Below are 18122 nucleotides of genomic sequence, written 5' to 3' on the forward strand. Positions count from 1 at the left end.
ATCAAACATTTCACCTCCTACCACCTCCAAAACAATTAACTATTTCTCAATAATGCTTTTACAATAAATGAATGCATTACCTTTACTTAACTCGTTAGTAGGAAAGAGCTTAACGGCTCAATTCAAACACCAGCTTAAGTAAGCCCCCTAATAATAAAATATAATTCTAATTGTGGAGTGTGACTATGACCGCACGTGAAACTGTGGTTCCAGTTTTACTTGAAAAAGTGTACAAACTGATTCAAGACAAACTTGACCTTGCTCATCGACCTCTCGTAACTCAACTTGCTCAACACTTGTTTAGTAACGTTTCTCACGACGACCTAACTCAGAGAAACGAATCCGATTTATACGGTGCTGTAGTTAGCTTATGGCATCACATCAATGAAAAGAAAGCCGACGAAATTTCTGTCCGTGTTTTTAACCCGACAGTAAGTCGTCAAGGCTGGCAATCGACTCACACTATCGTTGAGATAGTGGTACCAGATAGCCCATTTCTCGTTGATTCTGTAAAAATGGCATTAACTCGCCTCGATCTCTCTTCTCACCTTATGCTTCACAACCCAACACAAATCTCCCGTTCTGATAAGGGAAGTGTAGTTGGTGTCAGCAACAATGAAGGTGCATTCCAATCGCTTTTCCATATCGAGGTTGACCGTCTTAGCAGCAAAGCTGAAATGACAGCGCTTAAAACAGAGCTGTTGGATATCTTTACCGATACAGGTCTTGTGGTTAATGACTGGCTACAAATGGTAGAAAGACTTGAAGAAGTCACAAATCAAGTTGAACAACAAAAAGAGACGATTCCAGTTGATGGTCAGCGCTTTGATGAAACGCTTGCGTTCCTTCGTTGGTTAGGTGAGCACAACTTTACGTTTATGGGCTACAAGGAATACGACCTTGTTTCTGTAAATGGCGACACTGAACTGCAACCGACCAAGGAGCAAGGTCTTGGTTTGTTTGCGAATTCGGATCGCGTACGTAACGTTAAGCTGTCTGAGTTTTCTGACTCGGCGCGCTTAGAAGCGAAAAAACCGTATGTATTGATCGTAACAAAGGGCAACACGGCTTCACGCATTCACCGTCCAGCTTACAACGATTACATCGGCATCAAGAAGTTTGATAAAAACGGCAAGGTAATCGGTGAGCACCGTTTTACGGGTCTTTATACTTCTGCTGTTTATAACCAAACCGTTGAAAGCATTCCTCTAGTTCGCGAGAAAGTAGAGCGTATCTTAGATGCAAGTGGTTACCGTCAGGGTTCATACTCTTACAAAGCACTGCACAATATTCTAGAAAACTATCCGCGTGATGAACTGCTTCAAGCTCGAGAAGAAGAGCTACTTGAAGTTGGTACGGGCGTTGTACAAATGCAAGACCGCGATCTTCTGCGCTTGTTCGTTCGCAAAGACCCGTTTGGCCGTTTCTTTAGCTGCATGGTTTACGTAACAAAAGATCGTTACAACACCGAGCTTCGTCGTCAAACCCAGCGTATCTTGAAGCAATACTTCGGTTGCGAAGAAGAAGTTGAATTCACGACATACTTCTCTGAAAGCCCACTGGCAAGAACGCACTATATTGTTCGTGTTGATAACAACAACATGGATGTGGACGTGAAAACAATTGAGCAAAATTTAATGGAAGTATCGTCTACGTGGGATGACCGCCTGTCTGAATCAATCGTTGCTAACTTCGGTGAAAGCAAAGGTCTTCCATTATCGAAAGAGTACATGCGTGCATTCCCACGTTCGTACAAAGAAGACATGATGCCGGGTTCTGCGGTTGCAGATATCGAGCGTCTAGAAGCTCTGAGTGAAGACAACAAGCTTGGCATGCTTTTCTACCGACCTCAAGAAGAGGCGGCAGACTCTAAAGCCGTTCGTTTGAAATTGTTCTACCACAGTGATGAGCCGATTCATCTGTCTGATGTTATGCCAATGCTTGAAAATTTTGGCCTGCGCGTTATTGGTGAATCACCTTATGAAGTACGCAAGACCAATGGGGTGACTTATTGGATCCTTGATTTCTCGATGCTGCATAAGAGTGACAAGACGATTGATCTTCGTGAAGCTCGCGATCTATTCCAACAAGCCTTTGCTGCGATTTGGGCGGGTGAGTTAGACAGCGATGGTTTCAACCGCTTGGTATTGGGTGCTGCTCTTTCTGGACGTGAAATCTCAATCTTACGTGCGTATGCGCGTTACATGCGCCAAGTTGGTTTCCCATTTAGTCAACAATACATTGAAGACACATTGTCTCATTACCCAGATCTAGCGAAAGGGTTAGTGAGCTTATTCGGCAAGCGTTTTGATCCAAAATTGAAGGGCAGCGCGAAAGGCCAACAAGATCTTATCAAGAAGATCACTGAACAGTTGGATCATGTAGAAAGCTTGGATGATGATCGTATCATTCGTCGCTACATGGAAATGATCACAGCAACGCTTCGTACTAACTACTACCAGTTAGACGACAACAAACAGTCTAAACCTTGGTTGGCTCTGAAAATGAGACCAAGCGAGATTCCAGATATCCCAGCACCGGTTCCTGCGTTTGAGATCTTTGTTTACGCACCAGACATTGAAGGTGTGCATCTACGTGGCGGTAAAGTCGCTCGTGGTGGTTTACGTTGGTCAGACCGTCAAGAGGATTTCCGTACTGAGATTCTAGGCCTAGTTAAAGCACAGCAAGTTAAGAACACAGTAATTGTACCGGTTGGTGCAAAAGGTGGTTTCGTTTGTAAGCGTCAGCACATGATGTCTGGCCGTGATGAGATCTTCGCTGAAGGTCAACGTTGTTATAAACGTTTCATCCGTGCACTACTAGACGTATCAGACAACATCATTGAAGGCGAGGTTATCCCACCGAAGAGTGTTGTTCGTCACGATGAAGATGATCCGTACTTGGTTGTTGCTGCCGATAAAGGTACAGCAACGTTCTCAGATCTCGCAAACTCAGTATCTGATGAATACAACTTCTGGTTAGGCGATGCATTTGCCTCTGGTGGTTCTAACGGTTACGACCATAAAGCGATGGGTATTACCGCGAAAGGTGGTTGGGAATCCGTTAAGCGTCACTTCCGTGAAATGGGCATCAACTGTCAAACAACGGACTTCACCGTTATTGGTGTAGGTGATATGGCGGGCGATGTGTTTGGTAACGGCATGCTGTTGTCTAAGCATATTCGTATGCAAGCTGCGTTTAACCACATGCATATCTTCATCGATCCGAATCCAGAATCAGCATCAAGCTGGGTAGAGCGTGAGCGCTTGTTTAATCTACCTCGCTCAAGCTGGGAAGATTACAACAAAGATCTTATCTCTCAAGGTGGTGGCATCTTCTCTCGTCGGGCGAAGTCTATCTCTTTGACGCCTGAAATTCAGAAAATGCTAGGTACTAAGAAAGCATCAATGGCACCAAATGACTTGATCAAAGCGATCTTGTCTATGCAGGTTGATCTTCTTTGGAATGGCGGTATCGGTACGTACGTTAAGTCTTCAAACGAGACTCATACTGACGTAGGTGACCGTGCAAATGACGTGCTTCGTATCGATGGCCGTGACCTGAAAGCTAAGGTTGTTGGTGAAGGCGGTAACTTGGGTATGACTCAATTGGGTCGTATTGAATACGCGCTGACGGGTGGCCGCGTTAATACTGACTTCGTTGATAACGTTGGTGGTGTTGACTGTTCGGATAATGAAGTAAACATTAAGATCTTCTTGAATGGTTTAGTTTCTAACGGTGATCTAACCGTTAAGCAACGTAACCAAGTGCTTGAATCGATGGAAGATGAAGTAGGCGAAATCGTACTAGACGACGCATATTGCCAAGCTGAGTCTATTTCGGTTACTGAGCATCAAGGTGTTGGCTTAGTCAAAGAGCAAATCCGCTTCATCCATACTATGGAAAAAGCAGGGTACTTGGATCGTGGTTTGGAATACATCCCAGATGACGAAACACTGCTTGAGCGTGAAAAGCAGGGCCAAGGCCTAACAAGACCAGAGCTTTCTGTACTTGTTGCTTACGGAAAAATGGTGCTTAAAGAAGATCTTGTTAGTGATGATATCGCTAATGATGAATTCCATGCTCAACAGCTTATGCAATACTTCCCAACAGCGTTACGTCGTAACTATTCTCAGCATATGGATAACCATCCACTACGCTCTGAAATCATTGCGACGGCACTGGCTAACCAAATGGTTAACGAGATGGGTTGTAACTTCGTCACTCGTCTACAAGAAGAGACGGGCGCAAATATTGTTGATATTGCAAATGCTTACGCAGCATCACGTGAAATCTACGGTCTTGGTCATGTTCTGAAGAGCATCCGTGAACTGGATAATGTTTCAAGTTCTGAAGCTCAATACGAATTGATCTACCATGTTCGTCGTACACTTCGTCGCTTGGCGCGTTGGTTGTTAAGAAACCGTACAGGTAAACAGTCAGTGAAAGCACTGATTGAACTTTACCAAGGCGATGTTCTTACTATCACAGAGAAACTGGATGAAAACCTAGTGGCTTCGGAAGTAGAAGAGCACAACGCAATGGCACAATTATGGATTGACCAAGGCGTAAACGCTGAGTTGGCTAATTCAGTTGCGCGTTTGTCTAGCTTGTACTCAGCACTGGATATATCCACAGTGGCTCGTGAAACAGGTAAAACAGTACAACAAGCGTCTAAGCTTTACTTCAACCTCGGTGACCGTTTGTCTTTGCACTGGTTCTTGAAGCAAATCAATGGTCAAGCAGTAGACAACAACTGGCAAGCGCTGGCACGTGCAGCATTCAGAGAAGATCTGGATTGGCAACAACGTCAGCTAACTGGCCAAGTGCTTAACTGCGGTTGTGCTTCAGACATCGATGTGATTAAAGCGCTCGATGATTGGATGGAAAGTAATTCTGTGTCTTTACATCGTTGGGAAAGCATCTTGAACGAATTCAAAGTGGGTTCGGTTCATGAGTTTGCCAAGTTCTCAGTAGCACTACGTGAATTGATGCTATTGAATCTAAACTGCATGTCGACAGACTAGCGATTAGATAAAAACGAAAAGAAACAAGGGCAGACCTAATGGCCTGCCTTTTTCGTTTGGCTGAACAGTATCGTATTGCTGAATAGTAAATGACGTGTCCAATTATTTCGTTGAGTCACTTATGCTTGATAAAGTTCGCTTCTAATTGGCCGAGTTAAACGATGTTCGTTACTGAATGATAGTCAAATGGACCATTCACTGGAGGACACGGTAACGTTTGCTTAATAATAAACCTCTTTCGTTAGCAAACTCGATTATCTTACCCTTACAGACAGTAATAGATTGAATAGTTGGGTAAATAAGTAAATAATATCGCCCCGTTTACACGGCGCTTTTTTCTATCGGAGGCACAATGCTTTACCGTCTAGCCAGAACTGGCTTTTTCCAACTTGATGCCGAAAAGGCACATGATCTTGCAATCCAAAATTTCAAACGCTTCACCGGCACACCTATTGATCTTTTGTATCGCCAACAATTACCTCATCGACCTGTAGAGTGCATGGGTCTTACTTTTAAAAATCCAGTTGGCCTTGCTGCCGGCCTAGACAAAAACGGCGAATGTATTGATGCATTTGGCGCAATGGGTTTTGGTTTTGTAGAAGTAGGGACTGTTACTCCTCGTCCACAAGCAGGTAATGACAAACCACGTCTGTTCCGTCTTGTTGAAGCCGAAGGTATTATCAATCGCATGGGCTTTAACAACCTAGGCGTAGATAACCTAATTGAGAATGTTAAGAAGTCGAACTATGACGGCATCTTAGGTATCAATATTGGTAAGAACAAAGACACGCCAATTGAAAAGGGCGCAGAAGATTACATTATCTGTATGGAGAAGGTTTACCAATACGCGGGTTACATTGCGGTAAATATCTCTTCACCAAATACTCCAGGACTTCGTTCGTTACAATATGGTGAAGCACTTGATGATCTGTTGTCTGAACTAAAAACCAAGCAATCCGAATTAGAAGCGAAGCATGGCAAATATGTCCCGCTTGCTCTTAAGATCGCTCCGGATCTAAGTGATGACGAAATTAGCCAGATTTGCGAATCATTGATCAAAAATAAGATCGATGGTGTGATCGCAACCAATACGACATTGGATCGCAGTATCGTTGAAGGCATGAAGCATTGTGACGAAGCGGGTGGTCTAAGCGGACGTCCAGTTCAATCTCGCAGTACTGAAGTTGTTCGTAAACTTCATCAAGAGCTAGGTGACCAACTACCGATCATTGGGGTAGGTGGTGTTGACTCTTACGTTGCTGCAAAAGAGAAAATGATGGCAGGCGCTAAGCTTGTACAAGTTTACTCTGGTTTCATCTACAAAGGTCCAGGCCTTGTTCGTGACATCGTTAAGAATCTATAGTTCGTAAAATCGGTAGTTCGTAAGATCTATAGGTTGAAAACTAATAGTCGTCACTGAAAATCTATAATCCGGTATTGTCTTGATAAAAGAGACACTGTAACTCACTGAGTTGTAGAGAAAAGCGATAAGAAAGAGGAATTCATTTCCTCTTTTTTTTTGCCTGTTGAGCAGTAAAATTACTGTAATTGAAGGTAATTTTGCGTTTTACCTAACGGAATGGTTCAACAGTGTGAGACGAAATGATGCTTAAACCTAGCGATACATGGAGTTGGTATTACGATGAGCAGCAATGTTCATTGATGCTAAACCTCGGAGAGGATATGATTTTTAAAACGAATCTGGTCCGCAATAAGCTGGTGGACTGCGCTTTTAAAGATAATGAATTCACTGTTGATGATGCATCTTCTTACCAAACCTTCAAAGAACAAATTTCTGGCTTAGAACTGTCTGAGCCACGACAAGCCGAGCTTGCACTTTATTGTGTGGCCGCGAAGCGTTTTCATAAGCCTGTACAGCCTAAAAGCTGGTTCTTCGACTCACAAGGCGCTGGCCATGAATATCCTCAAGAAGGGGATATTGTACAAATGAATAACGAGCATAGCCTTGGTTACTTCATTGTATTAGAAGTAGGAGAGTGTGCGAGCTTATGTGCATTTGTAGACTTAGAAGAGTTCCTCCTAACGCCTTCAAAAGGGTTACGCTTTGGAGACTCGATTAAAGTCATGCACGATAGAATGACTGACGCAAATGCCATCCTTCATCAAGCGCATATTGCGATGGTGGGTTAACCTCTATTCTCTATTCTCTATTCTCTATTCTCTAATCTAGAGCGTCACTAGAGCATTATTTCGACCAACCATCGCTACGAATAAACCTGTAATACCTTCCCCATAATCGGCTTAATAGCCGATTTTTTTTTGTGCCTAAAAAAGCCTATCTCAATAAATACGACGTAGTTCATTCATTTGAATGACGTTGTTCACTTATTTAATTTGTAAAAAACGTATCTTTTTTTAACCTCAATTTCGATCGATTCTCTCATTATCGATAGCGGATTTCCTCTGTTTATTCCCTGTTTTGGGTCTTTTGTTGCTAAGTTTCAGTGCTAATTCTTGCTTGGTATATACCAATTCACAGGTGAATATAAATGCACTTGGTAGTTTAAGCCTAATGATGAGTGTTATTTCTGTGAGATTGAGAGTTGTTGTGTTGTAAGGGGATGCGAGTAAGCGATCGCTTCATGACTGAGCATTTGCTAAGCAGTTAGTAGAAAGATTCAATGAAAAGACGAGTTTAGTGTGATGCTCTAATAGCAAATTCAGGTATAATCGAGCTCATTTTTATCAATAAAAGAACACTATGAATCAATATCTAGCGGTTACCTCAAATGGCCTTGAGAATTTATTAGTTGAAGAACTAACCCAACTAGGGATTACAAACGCAAAACCTGTTCAAGCAGGTGTTAAATTCAAAGCCACCAATGAGCAAATTTATCGTTGTTGTTTGTGGAGCCGTTTGGCTTCTCGATTTGTACGTGTCCTTTCAGAATTCACTTGTATGGATGACATGGATCTTTACCTATCGACCACTGCGGTTAACTGGGTAAATCAATTCCATAGCACTAAGCGTTTCGTTGTTGATTTCAATGGTACGAACAACGAAATTCGTAATAGCCAATACGGTGCGATGAAAGTAAAAGATGCCGTTGTAGATTGCTTCGAGAAGAAGTCTTTACCGCGCCCATCTATTAGCAAAGAAAATCCAGATATTCGTATTCACGTTCGTCTGCATCGCGACAAAGCGATTCTTGGTGTGGATATGGTAGGCAGTGGCCTTCATCAACGTGGCTACCGTCCAGAATCAGGTCGCGCACCACTGCGTGAAACTCTTGCTGCAGCGATTCTTCTTCGTAGTGGTTGGGATGCAACGAAACCTTTCCTAGATCCTATGTGTGGTTCAGGTACGCTAGTGATTGAAGCAGCGATGATGGCTGCAAACATGGCACCTGGTGTGAAACGTCAGAAATGGTGTTTTGAATCACTAGAAGATTTCGAACCTGAGCTTTGGGCTGAAGTGAAAGCAGAAGCAAACGTTCAAGGCCGTCGTGGCGTTAAGAAAGTAGAATGTAAGTTCTTCGGTTACGATAATGACGAGCGAATGATCAAAACGGCGCGTGACAATGCACGCCGCGCTGGCGTTGAAGAGTTGATTGAATTCGAAGTAGGTGACGCAGCAAAGCTTAAACGCCCTGCAGAGTTCAATGATGGTGTGATTGTGTCAAACCCGCCTTATGGTGAGCGTTTAGGTACAGAGCCTGGCTTGATTGCACTCTACACAGCATTTGGTGCTCAACTGAAGGCTGAGTTTGGCGGTTGCAACGCTTCTATCTTCTCAAGTTCTGATGAATTACTTAGCTGTTTGCGCATGCGTGCAGACAAACAGTTCAAACTGAACAACGGTGCGTTACCGTGTCACCAGAAGAACTACTCAATTTCTGACCGTCCTATGTCTGAGCGTCCAACTGGTGAGCAAGAACAATTGATTGCGCCTGATTTTGCGAACCGTCTTAAAAAGAACATCGGCAAAATCGGTAAGTGGGCTAAGAAAGAGCAACTAGATTGTTACCGTATCTACGATGCTGACTTACCAGAATACAATGTAGCGATTGACGTATACCCGGGTCACCTTGTGATTCAAGAATACGCAGCACCTAAAGATGTGCCGGAAGACAAAGCTAAGCGTCGCTTAACCGATATCATCCGTGCTTCTATCCAAGTGACTGGCGTTGAAGCGAACAACGTCGTGCTTAAGGTTCGTCAGAAGCAGAAGGGTCGTTCTCAATATCAGAAGATGGCTCAAGACTCTTCTAACCTAGAAGTAAACGAATACGGCGTTAAGCTGATTGTTAACCTTCATGACTACTTAGATACAGGCTTGTTCTTGGATCATAAGATTACTCGTCGTCGTATTGGTGAGATGGCTGGTGGTAAAGACTTCTTGAACCTGTTTGCTTACACAGGCAGTGCTTCTGTTCATGCTGCAGTCGGTGGCGCTCGCTCTACAACGACTGTTGATATGTCGAACACGTATCTTGAGTGGGCAAAAGAGAACATGGAACTGAACAGCCGTGTTGGTCGTCAACATCAATTTGTTCAAGCTGACTGCTTACAATGGTTGGCGAAAGAGCAAGGATCTTACGACTTGATCTTTATTGATCCACCAACATTCTCGAACTCTAAGCGTATGGATCAATCTTTTGATGTTCAACGTGACCACATCCAGTTGATGGAAGACTTAAAGCGTCTTCTAAGAGAAGAAGGCACGATTGTGTTCTCTAACAATAAGCGTCATTTCAAGATGGATATGGAAGGTCTGGAAGAGCTGGGTCTTAAAGCTCAGAATATCTCGTCTAAGACGTTGCCTCTGGATTTCTCTCGCAACAAGCACATTCATAACTGCTGGTTGATTACTCATAAGTAATTAAGAGATTGTATAAGGATATATAGTGCTGACTCTCTACAGTACAGAAGGGTGCCATCTATGTGAGATGGCATTCAAACTCACGGAACAGCTGAATATAAGTCATCAGATCAATGTGGTGGATATCGCATTGGATGATGAGCTCTTCTCCCGTTACGGGGTCACTATTCCGGTACTTAAATTTGAAAGCTCTGACTTGTCTCAACACTCAGAGCTTAACTGGCCATTTGGCTTGTTAGAACTTAACGATTGGTTAAAGAAGAATGGCATTACTTACAATTCATAATGGGCAATTAGCGTTTGGCGATCACCCATTATTAGATGGTGCGGATTTCGCACTGCAAGAAAACGAACGCGTGTGTTTGGTTGGCCGTAATGGTGCAGGCAAATCAACGTTGATGAAGATTTTGTCTGGCAACATCACCATGGATGACGGCAAGATGCAGATCACACAAGATGTGGTTGTATCTCGTTTAGAGCAAGATCCACCGCGTAATGAGCAAGGCTCTGTTTACGAATACGTATCTGGTGGTTTAGCTGAGATAGGTGAGTTGCTTAAGGAATACCACAACTTACTTGATGTGATTGCAGAAGATCCTAGCGAAAAGAATTTAAACCGTCTTACTCGCGTTCAAGAAAAATTGGATCATGCCAATGCGTGGCGTTTTGAAGATCGCGTAAGTAATGTTCTTGCCGCTCTTAAACTAACAGCAAATACCAAACTGACGGAACTGTCTGGTGGTTGGCAACGTAAAGCCGCACTGGCACGTGCGCTTGTATGCGACCCTGACGTATTATTGCTTGATGAGCCTACCAACCATTTAGACGTAGCAACGATCGAATGGTTAGAAGCTTTCTTAAAAGATTTCCGTGGTTCAATCATCTTTATCTCGCATGACCGTGCTTTCATCAAATCAATGGCAACACGCATTGTTGATCTTGACCGTGGCAAGCTAAGTTCTTTCCCTGGTGACTACGACAACTACTTGCTAGAGAAAGAAGAAGCGCTACGTGTTGAAGAGATGCAAAACGCTGAATTTGACAAAAAGCTAGCACAAGAAGAAGTTTGGATCCGTCAAGGCATCAAAGCGCGTCGTACGCGTAATGAAGGCCGTGTTCGTGCTCTTAAAAAGCTTCGTGAAGAGCGTCAAGATCGTCGTGAAGTACAAGGTAAAGCGAATATCCAAATCGATACGTCTACACGTTCAGGTAAAATCGTATTTGAAGCAGAGAACCTTAACTTTGCATTTGAAGGCAAAGAGATCGTTACAGACTTTAGTTTCAACATCATGCGCGGTGATCGTATCGCACTTATCGGGCCAAATGGCTGTGGTAAGAGTACGGTTCTTAAACTGCTTCTTGATCAGCTTAAACCTGATTCGGGTCGCTTGCATTGTGGTACTAAGTTGGAAGTGGCTTACTTCGACCAATACCGTGAAATTCTAGACCCTGAGAAGTCGGTGATTGATAACCTGGCTGATGGTAAGCAAGAAGTAACAGTCGGCGGACGTGAGCGTCATGCACTGAGCTACTTACAAGATTTCTTGTTCTCTCCTAAACGTGCTCGTACCCCTGTTAAAGCACTGTCTGGTGGCGAGAAAAACCGATTGTTATTAGCTCGTATTTTCCTTAAATCGAATAACTTGTTGATTCTCGATGAGCCTACCAATGATTTAGATATCGAAACATTGGAACTTTTAGAAGATTTGCTTGCCAACTATGAGGGTACGTTGCTTCTCGTGAGCCACGATCGTCAGTTCGTTGATAATACGGTAATGACAAGTTGGATATTTGAAGGTAACGGTGTAGTTGAAGAGTTTGTTGGTGGTTACCACGATGCTCAGAAACAAAGAGCACAAGCACTGGAGTATCGTCAGGCTGAAAAGCCAGCAAAGGCAGAGAAAGTTGTTGAGGAAACTCCCAAAACTGCGCCAGTTAAAGCTAAACCTAAGAAGTTATCGTATAAGCTACAACGAGAATTAGAAACGTTACCTTTGCGTTTGGAAGAATTGGAAACCGAGATTGAAACTCTGCAGCAAGAAGTTAATGATCCAGACTTCTTCTCAAAATCTGTAGAGCAGACACAACCAGTTTTAGATAAGCTATCTGCAGTAGAGCAGGAGCTTGAAGTTGCTTTTGAGCGCTGGGAAGAGCTCGAGGCACTACAACAGGAAAGTTAAGAAGTAATAATGACTTGTACTAAATTTAAATTAACAACAGTTGCAGCGTTAGTCTTTGCTGCAACTAATGCCAACGCTGCGCTTTATACGATTATTGAAGTGGACAGCCCTGTATCAGGCAATGAAGTTCATGGTGTTGCAATTCAAGATTCTAGCAATAGCACTCTTGGTACACTTGGATGCTTTGATGAGAATGCGACAGCGTCTGAGTGTGATGGATATTTGCTCGCAGGTGAAGCTCGTCAAGGTGTTGAAGGGTTGAGCCATAGAGAGGAAGTGCCTTTTGGTTCGGATAATGCTTTTTATTACGCACAAACTGATGATGGCTCTGATTATTTTCGTTCGTATTGTAGAGATTACTTAGGATATGATAATTGTGATACATCGGGGGGCTGGGGTGATCAATATTGGTATGCTTATGAGCGTGAAAGAAACGGCCAATCTAATTTCAAAGCTTTTGTTGAAGGTTCGACTGGGCAAATTGAGCCTTCGGGTCTTAATACGGTAATCAACTCTCTAGATTCCAATGCTCAAGCTATAGGGAACCGCAGTACTTCTGTTGTTGAGCGTAACCAAGCTTTCCCTTCTGTTACTGTTGGGGGGGATGTGACAAGTACTCCCGTTCAATCACGAGCATGGGCTACTGATGGAGTTTATACTGTAGGAAGCGTTTCGACGGCTCGTTCAAACGAAAACGAGGGTTCCACACCGTTTAACACCTATAATTCTAAAGCTGCGATTTGGGACTCATCCTATACTCAATTGCTAGATTGGGATTCCAAAGCTAAGGAAGAAGAAGATGAGCTTCTAGCACAAGGAAGCTTGAGGGACTTTGCGGTTGACGGGACTAAAATCTATGCGGTTGGCTACAATACTTACGATGATCAGCATATGAATGCGACAGTTTATATTTCTGATACTAACGCACTTCCTGCATCCTGGACCAAGAGAGTGATTGACGGTTCTCAGGTTGGTGATGATGACACATATGCTAATTCGACGGGGAGTTCTATTAACAAGCACCTTAATATTGTTGGACAAGCTAAATTGTATAATAAGAGTAATGCGGAGAATGGCGCTTTTCCTGATAAATTGTTTGTGTCTACGTATGAAGGTAATGATACATGGAGTCGTGCTAAGTTCTTAAACGATGGGTCACAATCTATTTTCTTTAATGGTGCGGGAGGAAAAATCGGTAGAATTAATAACTTCAATGAAATTGTTGGTCAGATTGACTCAGAAACTATCCGTGAAAGCGGTGGTAAGCAGCGACGCCATCGAGGCTTTATTTATCCATATCAAGCGACTGGTACAGAAGCAAGCAGAGCTAGCTTGTTTAACAATAAAGCTTGGTGGCTGGATGATTTAACAAACGACGGTAATGCTTCTGGAAACAATAACAAATATCGAATTATCGATGCTTCAGATATTAATGATGCTGGTGTAATTTCAGCGACTGCGATTAGATGTACCGTCAACGGTTCCGCGCGCCCTTATGACACAACGGCACACAATTCTTATTGTAATGATGCAGAGTCTTCGTCGACTACTGAAGAGATCGTTGCTGTTAAATTGATTCCTAAACAAGGGAGTGATGCTTCTAACATTCAAGCTCGTGGTATGGATGAACATAAAGTTGATCGTCAAGGCGGTAGCCTAGGTTGGTTAGCTCTGACTGTACTTGGCCTGTTAGGGTTCCGTAGAAAATTTAAATAATTTTATCTCTTGAGCCCGAGTTCACAATTCTGAACTTGGGCTTTTTTTCGCCTTGAGAAAAGTTCAAAAGTGGTCGATTCTTAAAGTTGGAGTCAACAAAACTCCACGAAGTTGTAATCATTGTATGTTAGTAAACGAACACCCGTATGAGGACTGCACTATGAAGAGACAAAAGCGTGATCGCCTAGAACGAGCACAATCTCAAGGTTACAAAGCTGGTTTAAATGGCAGGTCACAAGAAGCTTGCCCATATAGCCAAATGGATTCTAAATCGTATTGGCTAGGTGGTTGGCGTGATGCCAAAGATGATAAGCATTCAGGTCTCTATAAGTAGATAGGGCGAACATATTCAAAGGTCAAGGCTCCATGTTGTGATTAAACAACTGGAGCCTTGTTAGTTTCTGAGAGTTATACAGTGCCTTATAAACCTCGAATGGGCCGTTTATAAAGTGATTTAAGATTGTTTCGCTGGTGGACATATAATTGATCAGAGTTATTTAGTCACACTTTAATGCACTATAACTAAAGGTGTTGGCGTAAAAATAAAGCAACCATTGGCTGCTTTATTAAAAATCTAACTATTAAACTAGAATGCAGATGTATCTTGGAAAAGACCAACTTTCAAGTCTTTAGCCACATAGATCTCTTTACCATCAACAAGAACGCGACCATCTGCAAGGCCCATTACTAGGCGACGATTAACAACACGCTTCATGTGAATTTCGTAAGTCACTTTTTTAGCTGTAGGTAGGATTTGGCCAGTGAATTTAACTTCACCAACACCTAGAGCTCGGCCTTTGCCTTTACCGCCAACCCAACCAAGGTAGAAGCCAACAAGTTGCCACATTGCATCTAGGCCAAGACAACCGGGCATTACTGGGTCACCAGGGAAGTGGCAATCGAAGAACCATAGGTCAGGAGTAATATCCAGCTCAGCAAGAATCAAACCTTTACCGAAATCACCTTCAGTTTCAGACATTTTAGTGATGCGATCCATCATTAGCATGTTTGGTGCTGGAAGTTGAGGGCCTTCTGGCCATAGTTCGCCTTGGCTTGATGCTAGAAGCTCTTCGCGAGTGTAAGAATCACGTTTGTTTTGCATTATCAATTACTCCGATTTTTGATAGGTGCATATTAGTGAACAGGTGTACGCTAAACAAGTCCGATCAGTACTAGACAAACCAGTTTTTAATGCGTCTAACAATTCCAATTGGGTGTTCATGTCTTTCAAAGTTTTCAATACGTTCCGCGATTTTACTCAGAACGCTTTCTTGTTTTTCGTCTCTAAATGGTGCGTTCATAATAAGAGGAATAGCTTCATCTACATTAGAGACAGACCAAATATGGAATTCTTCGTTTTTGATGCTTTCAATTAGGTCTGGCTTCAGAGCAAGATGTCTTAAGTTAGATCTTGGAAGGATCACTCCTTGTTCGCCAGTTAGCCCGTTGTGTTTACACACATGGTAGAAGCCTTCGATTTTCTCGTTTAGCCCACCAACGGCTTGTACACGACCGAATTGGTCGACAGCACCGGTTACCGCTATTTGTTGATTAATAGGGTATTCCGACAAAGCACTTACCAGAGAGCAAAGCTCAGCAAGGGAAGCGCTATCGCCATCAACTTCGCAGTATGATTGCTCAAACACAACAGAAGCAGCATATGGCAACGGATCTTCAAGGTTTAGCGCGCTGCTTACGAACGCTTGCATGATCATCATGCCTTTAGCGTGAAGGTTGCCACCAAGCTCTGCTTTTCTTTCTACATCGGTAATGTCGCCATCGCCAAAATGAATAACACAGGAAATACGAGCCGGTTCACCATAAGAAATAGGGTGTCCAGGAACGTCAATAACCGTCAGGCCGTTAACTTGGCCGACTTGCTCACCCTCAGTTTCGATGATGACTTGGCCATCTCGAATATCATCGAGGGCACGTTCAGGAAGGTAAGACTCGCGGTTGTATTTGTGTTGTTGAGCTTGCTGAATATGGTGAATATCAATGTCACCACCATTTGCTTCGATGAGCGCTTCATTCAACAGCGCGTTATGCCAAATCGGACATAGCGGTATGTAGCTCTGATCTTCCGTTTCTCTTGCGCCTGCCGTTAGGATTCCTACCAAAGCTTCTTGAGTTATCGTTGGAAGGTTATAGCGACGTTGCAACCACTTAAGATAGCCAAGGTATTGCATTAGGCTTTCATTGGAGAGCTTAATATCTTGTTCTATTTCACTGAATAGACAAAACCCTGTTTGAATATCGCCATCTAGATAATCCAGATCACCAAGTTGAGCGCGGTCTCCGACAACAATCAACTTAATGTTGTATGTCAGTGCCTCGATAGGTGCCTGATTTAGATGTTCAGGAAAACTGCTAATTGGCTCAACAGCTTCACCGAGAAGCGCTGATTTCAATAATAGCCAGCTTCCTGGGTTTGCTAGGATCAGATTGGCAGAAACAACCAGATAGCCATTGTTTGCTCTAGAAAGTAGGCCTGGCTTTGTTGCTACAATGTCACCATTTTTAGACTGAACTTGGTCAAACAAAGTGGCTGCATTTAAAGATTCGGTTTTTACAACAGGCTGAGCTTCGTTGTTTAACTCCGTCGTTAAAGATTCAACGATGAGTTGACGATAGATCGAATTGTCAGGCGCATTAACAAGTAGAACTCGTGAAAGATTGGATAGGCGTACAAAACGGGTTAGCGCATCTCTAAATCTATGTTGAATATCTGAGAATGTGAAAGGAGAGATGTCAGGGAATTGCTCTAGTTGAGCGCTATATTCATTGTACTGAGGCGTTACATGTCGCCAATCTACTTGAGTCATTTAAATGTCTGATTATGATAATAAGGTAGGGAGTATATAGAAAAAGCGGGGAGTCATATAGGTCTATGTTGTAGTTACTAAACACTAAGCTAATATAAGTATGATCTTGGTCTATTCTTTCAAGACAATAATTGTTAAATAACCCATTATGGGTTACGCTGTCACTAGGTTAACTCTCGAGATTAGACATGAAATATCAGCAGCTTGAAAATTTAGAATGTGGTTGGAAATGGAACTACCTGGTAAAAAAATGGAAAGAAGGTGATTCGATCACTTGCCATATTGATTCAAGTGAAGCTGATGTTGCCGTGCAAGCTTTGTTGAAGCTAGAACACCAACCTACAGGCGTTCTTGAGTGGATCTCAAATAACATGTCGCCAGAGCTTGATAACAAGCTTAAACAAGCGATCAGAGCCAAGCGAAAACGTCACTTCAACGCCGAACAAGTTCATACTAAGAAGAAGTCTATCGACCTTGATTATCGCGTTTGGGAAAAGCTATCTCAACGAGCAAACGAGCTCGGTTGTACGTTATCTGATGCGATAGAGTATTTGGTTAGTGAAGCGTCTCGAAGTGAGCAGGCCAGCAAAACAGTAACCAGTCTCAAAGAAGATTTGAGTAAACTTCTTTCCGACGACAAATAAGCAGTAATAGTGGTGGCATTATGATGTATGTAATCTTAATCGGAGCCGTATTGGTTTTTTGGCTCGTCGCAATTGATAGGCCGGTTCTGAAGATAAAGTTCAAAGAAGGTGCGATTGAACAAGTAAAAGGGCATTTACCGCCTAGCTTTAAGCACAACCTTCAAGAAATCGGCCACAACAATGCATTTCAAGGAGAGCTTAAGGTTTACGCAAAGCGTTCAGGTTATAACCTGAAGTTCACGAAAGATATTCCTAAGAATATTCAACAACGTATTCGAAACGTATTTCCTCACAATGGTTTCAAATCTAAAGGCTCAAAGAAGGCATAACTTTTGAAACTATGGTTTGCTTACCAATCTCTAGTACTAATTTAACCTCATACTTCTCCCAATAATTTGCATACTGTTTTCAACGCCACATAGTTGAGAACAGTATGAAATATCTCGTATTTTTGTTATGCTTTACGTCGCCAAGCTTACTCGCCGATGATGCATTAACTAACCCTGTAGCCAAAAAAATCAAAGTCACAGTGCTGAAAGGGCTTAACAAGAGTAATGTTGATTTTGATGGTTATTGCGACCTGATGATAGAAATGAAGCACTCTAAAGGTTATGCCATAATTAAAAAGGTTAGGGCATCAGGCGACAGCAAAGCATGCAAACAAGCTAAAAAGCACTTACCGAGGAAGAAAAAATTCAAATACAGCTTTCCTGAAAAGTACATCCGCCTCCATATCACAGAATAATCAAACATAATACACTATAACTAAACAACCTTAATTTTATTGAAACAATTACGTGAACCAATCTCTAATTTCTATTAATATTAGTTTTATTGGCTCCTCAAAACCACCGCCTAGGGCGGTGGTGATTGTTCCTTGAGGCTAT

Annotated in this window: 13 protein-coding genes; 11 read left to right on the plus strand and 2 right to left on the minus strand. The window is 42.6% G+C overall.

Annotation, left to right across the window (positions count from 1 at the left end):
* Positions 1-185 precede the first annotated feature (185 nt).
* The 8 genes from ED652_RS14205 (at position 186) to rmf (ending at position 14100) form a co-directional block, all read left to right on the plus strand.
* Entirely contained in the window at positions 186-5027 is a 4842-nt protein-coding gene (locus tag ED652_RS14205; protein WP_122055236.1) for an NAD-glutamate dehydrogenase, read from the plus strand.
* 352 nt (positions 5028-5379) lie between these two features.
* Positions 5380-6390: a quinone-dependent dihydroorotate dehydrogenase gene (pyrD, locus tag ED652_RS14210; protein ID WP_017106985.1), complete on the plus strand. Its 1011-nt coding sequence runs from the start codon at positions 5380-5382 to the stop codon at positions 6388-6390.
* Positions 6391-6629: 239 nt separating this feature from the next.
* Positions 6630-7178, plus strand: coding sequence for a cell division protein ZapC (locus ED652_RS14215; protein WP_017086279.1), 549 nt, complete (start codon positions 6630-6632; stop codon positions 7176-7178).
* 571 nt (positions 7179-7749) lie between these two features.
* Complete coding sequence (rlmKL, locus tag ED652_RS14220) at positions 7750-9870, plus strand: bifunctional 23S rRNA (guanine(2069)-N(7))-methyltransferase RlmK/23S rRNA (guanine(2445)-N(2))-methyltransferase RlmL (protein WP_076678184.1); 2121 nt, start codon at positions 7750-7752, stop codon at positions 9868-9870.
* A gap of 25 nt (positions 9871-9895) precedes the next feature.
* On the plus strand, positions 9896-10156 hold the full coding sequence (locus ED652_RS14225; protein ID WP_017106982.1) for a glutaredoxin family protein: 261 nt from the start codon (positions 9896-9898) through the stop codon (positions 10154-10156).
* Positions 10134-12050 carry an ABC transporter ATP-binding protein gene (locus ED652_RS14230; protein WP_122055237.1) on the plus strand — a complete coding sequence of 639 codons (1917 nt, stop codon included), beginning with the start codon at positions 10134-10136 and terminating at the stop codon, positions 12048-12050. Before ED652_RS14225 ends, ED652_RS14230 begins: the two co-directional genes overlap by 23 nt.
* A 9-nt stretch (positions 12051-12059) precedes the next feature.
* On the plus strand, positions 12060-13766 hold the full coding sequence (locus ED652_RS14235; RefSeq protein WP_122055238.1) for a DUF3466 family protein: 1707 nt from the start codon (positions 12060-12062) through the stop codon (positions 13764-13766).
* A 160-nt stretch (positions 13767-13926) separates the two neighbouring features.
* Positions 13927-14100 carry a ribosome modulation factor gene (rmf, locus tag ED652_RS14240; RefSeq protein ID WP_017074275.1) on the plus strand — a complete coding sequence of 58 codons (174 nt, stop codon included), beginning with the start codon at positions 13927-13929 and terminating at the stop codon, positions 14098-14100.
* 252 nt (positions 14101-14352) lie between these two features.
* Here the strand turns inward: rmf and fabA are convergent, their stop codons facing one another.
* Both fabA and ED652_RS14250 read right to left on the minus strand, forming a co-directional pair.
* Positions 14353-14868, minus strand: coding sequence for a bifunctional 3-hydroxydecanoyl-ACP dehydratase/trans-2-decenoyl-ACP isomerase (fabA, locus tag ED652_RS14245; RefSeq protein ID WP_029223508.1), 516 nt, complete (start codon positions 14866-14868; stop codon positions 14353-14355).
* A 70-nt stretch (positions 14869-14938) separates the two neighbouring features.
* Positions 14939-16591, minus strand: a complete 1653-nt coding sequence (locus ED652_RS14250) for a Lon protease family protein (protein ID WP_122055239.1) — start codon at positions 16589-16591, stop codon at positions 14939-14941.
* 188 nt (positions 16592-16779) lie between these two features.
* On the opposite strand from ED652_RS14250, the gene matP reads away from it, so the two are divergent.
* The 3 genes from matP to ED652_RS14265 all read left to right on the plus strand — a co-directional run bounded on the left by matP (position 16780) and on the right by ED652_RS14265 (position 17980).
* The gene (matP, locus tag ED652_RS14255) at positions 16780-17235 is read left to right on the plus strand and encodes a macrodomain Ter protein MatP (protein WP_017106977.1); all 456 of its coding nucleotides are present in this window, start codon (positions 16780-16782) and stop codon (positions 17233-17235) included.
* Positions 17236-17255: 20 nt separating this feature from the next.
* Positions 17256-17564 (plus strand): DUF3634 family protein, encoded by a 309-nt coding sequence (locus tag ED652_RS14260; protein ID WP_076672107.1) that lies wholly within the window; start codon positions 17256-17258, stop codon positions 17562-17564.
* 104 nt (positions 17565-17668) lie between these two features.
* Entirely contained in the window at positions 17669-17980 is a 312-nt protein-coding gene (locus ED652_RS14265) for a hypothetical protein (protein WP_122055240.1), read from the plus strand.
* The last annotated feature ends 142 nt before the right edge of the window (positions 17981-18122 follow it).

Source organism: Vibrio sp. Evd11, assembly GCF_900382755.1.
In the GTDB taxonomy this organism is placed as follows: Bacteria; Pseudomonadota; Gammaproteobacteria; order Enterobacterales; family Vibrionaceae; genus Vibrio; species Vibrio lentus.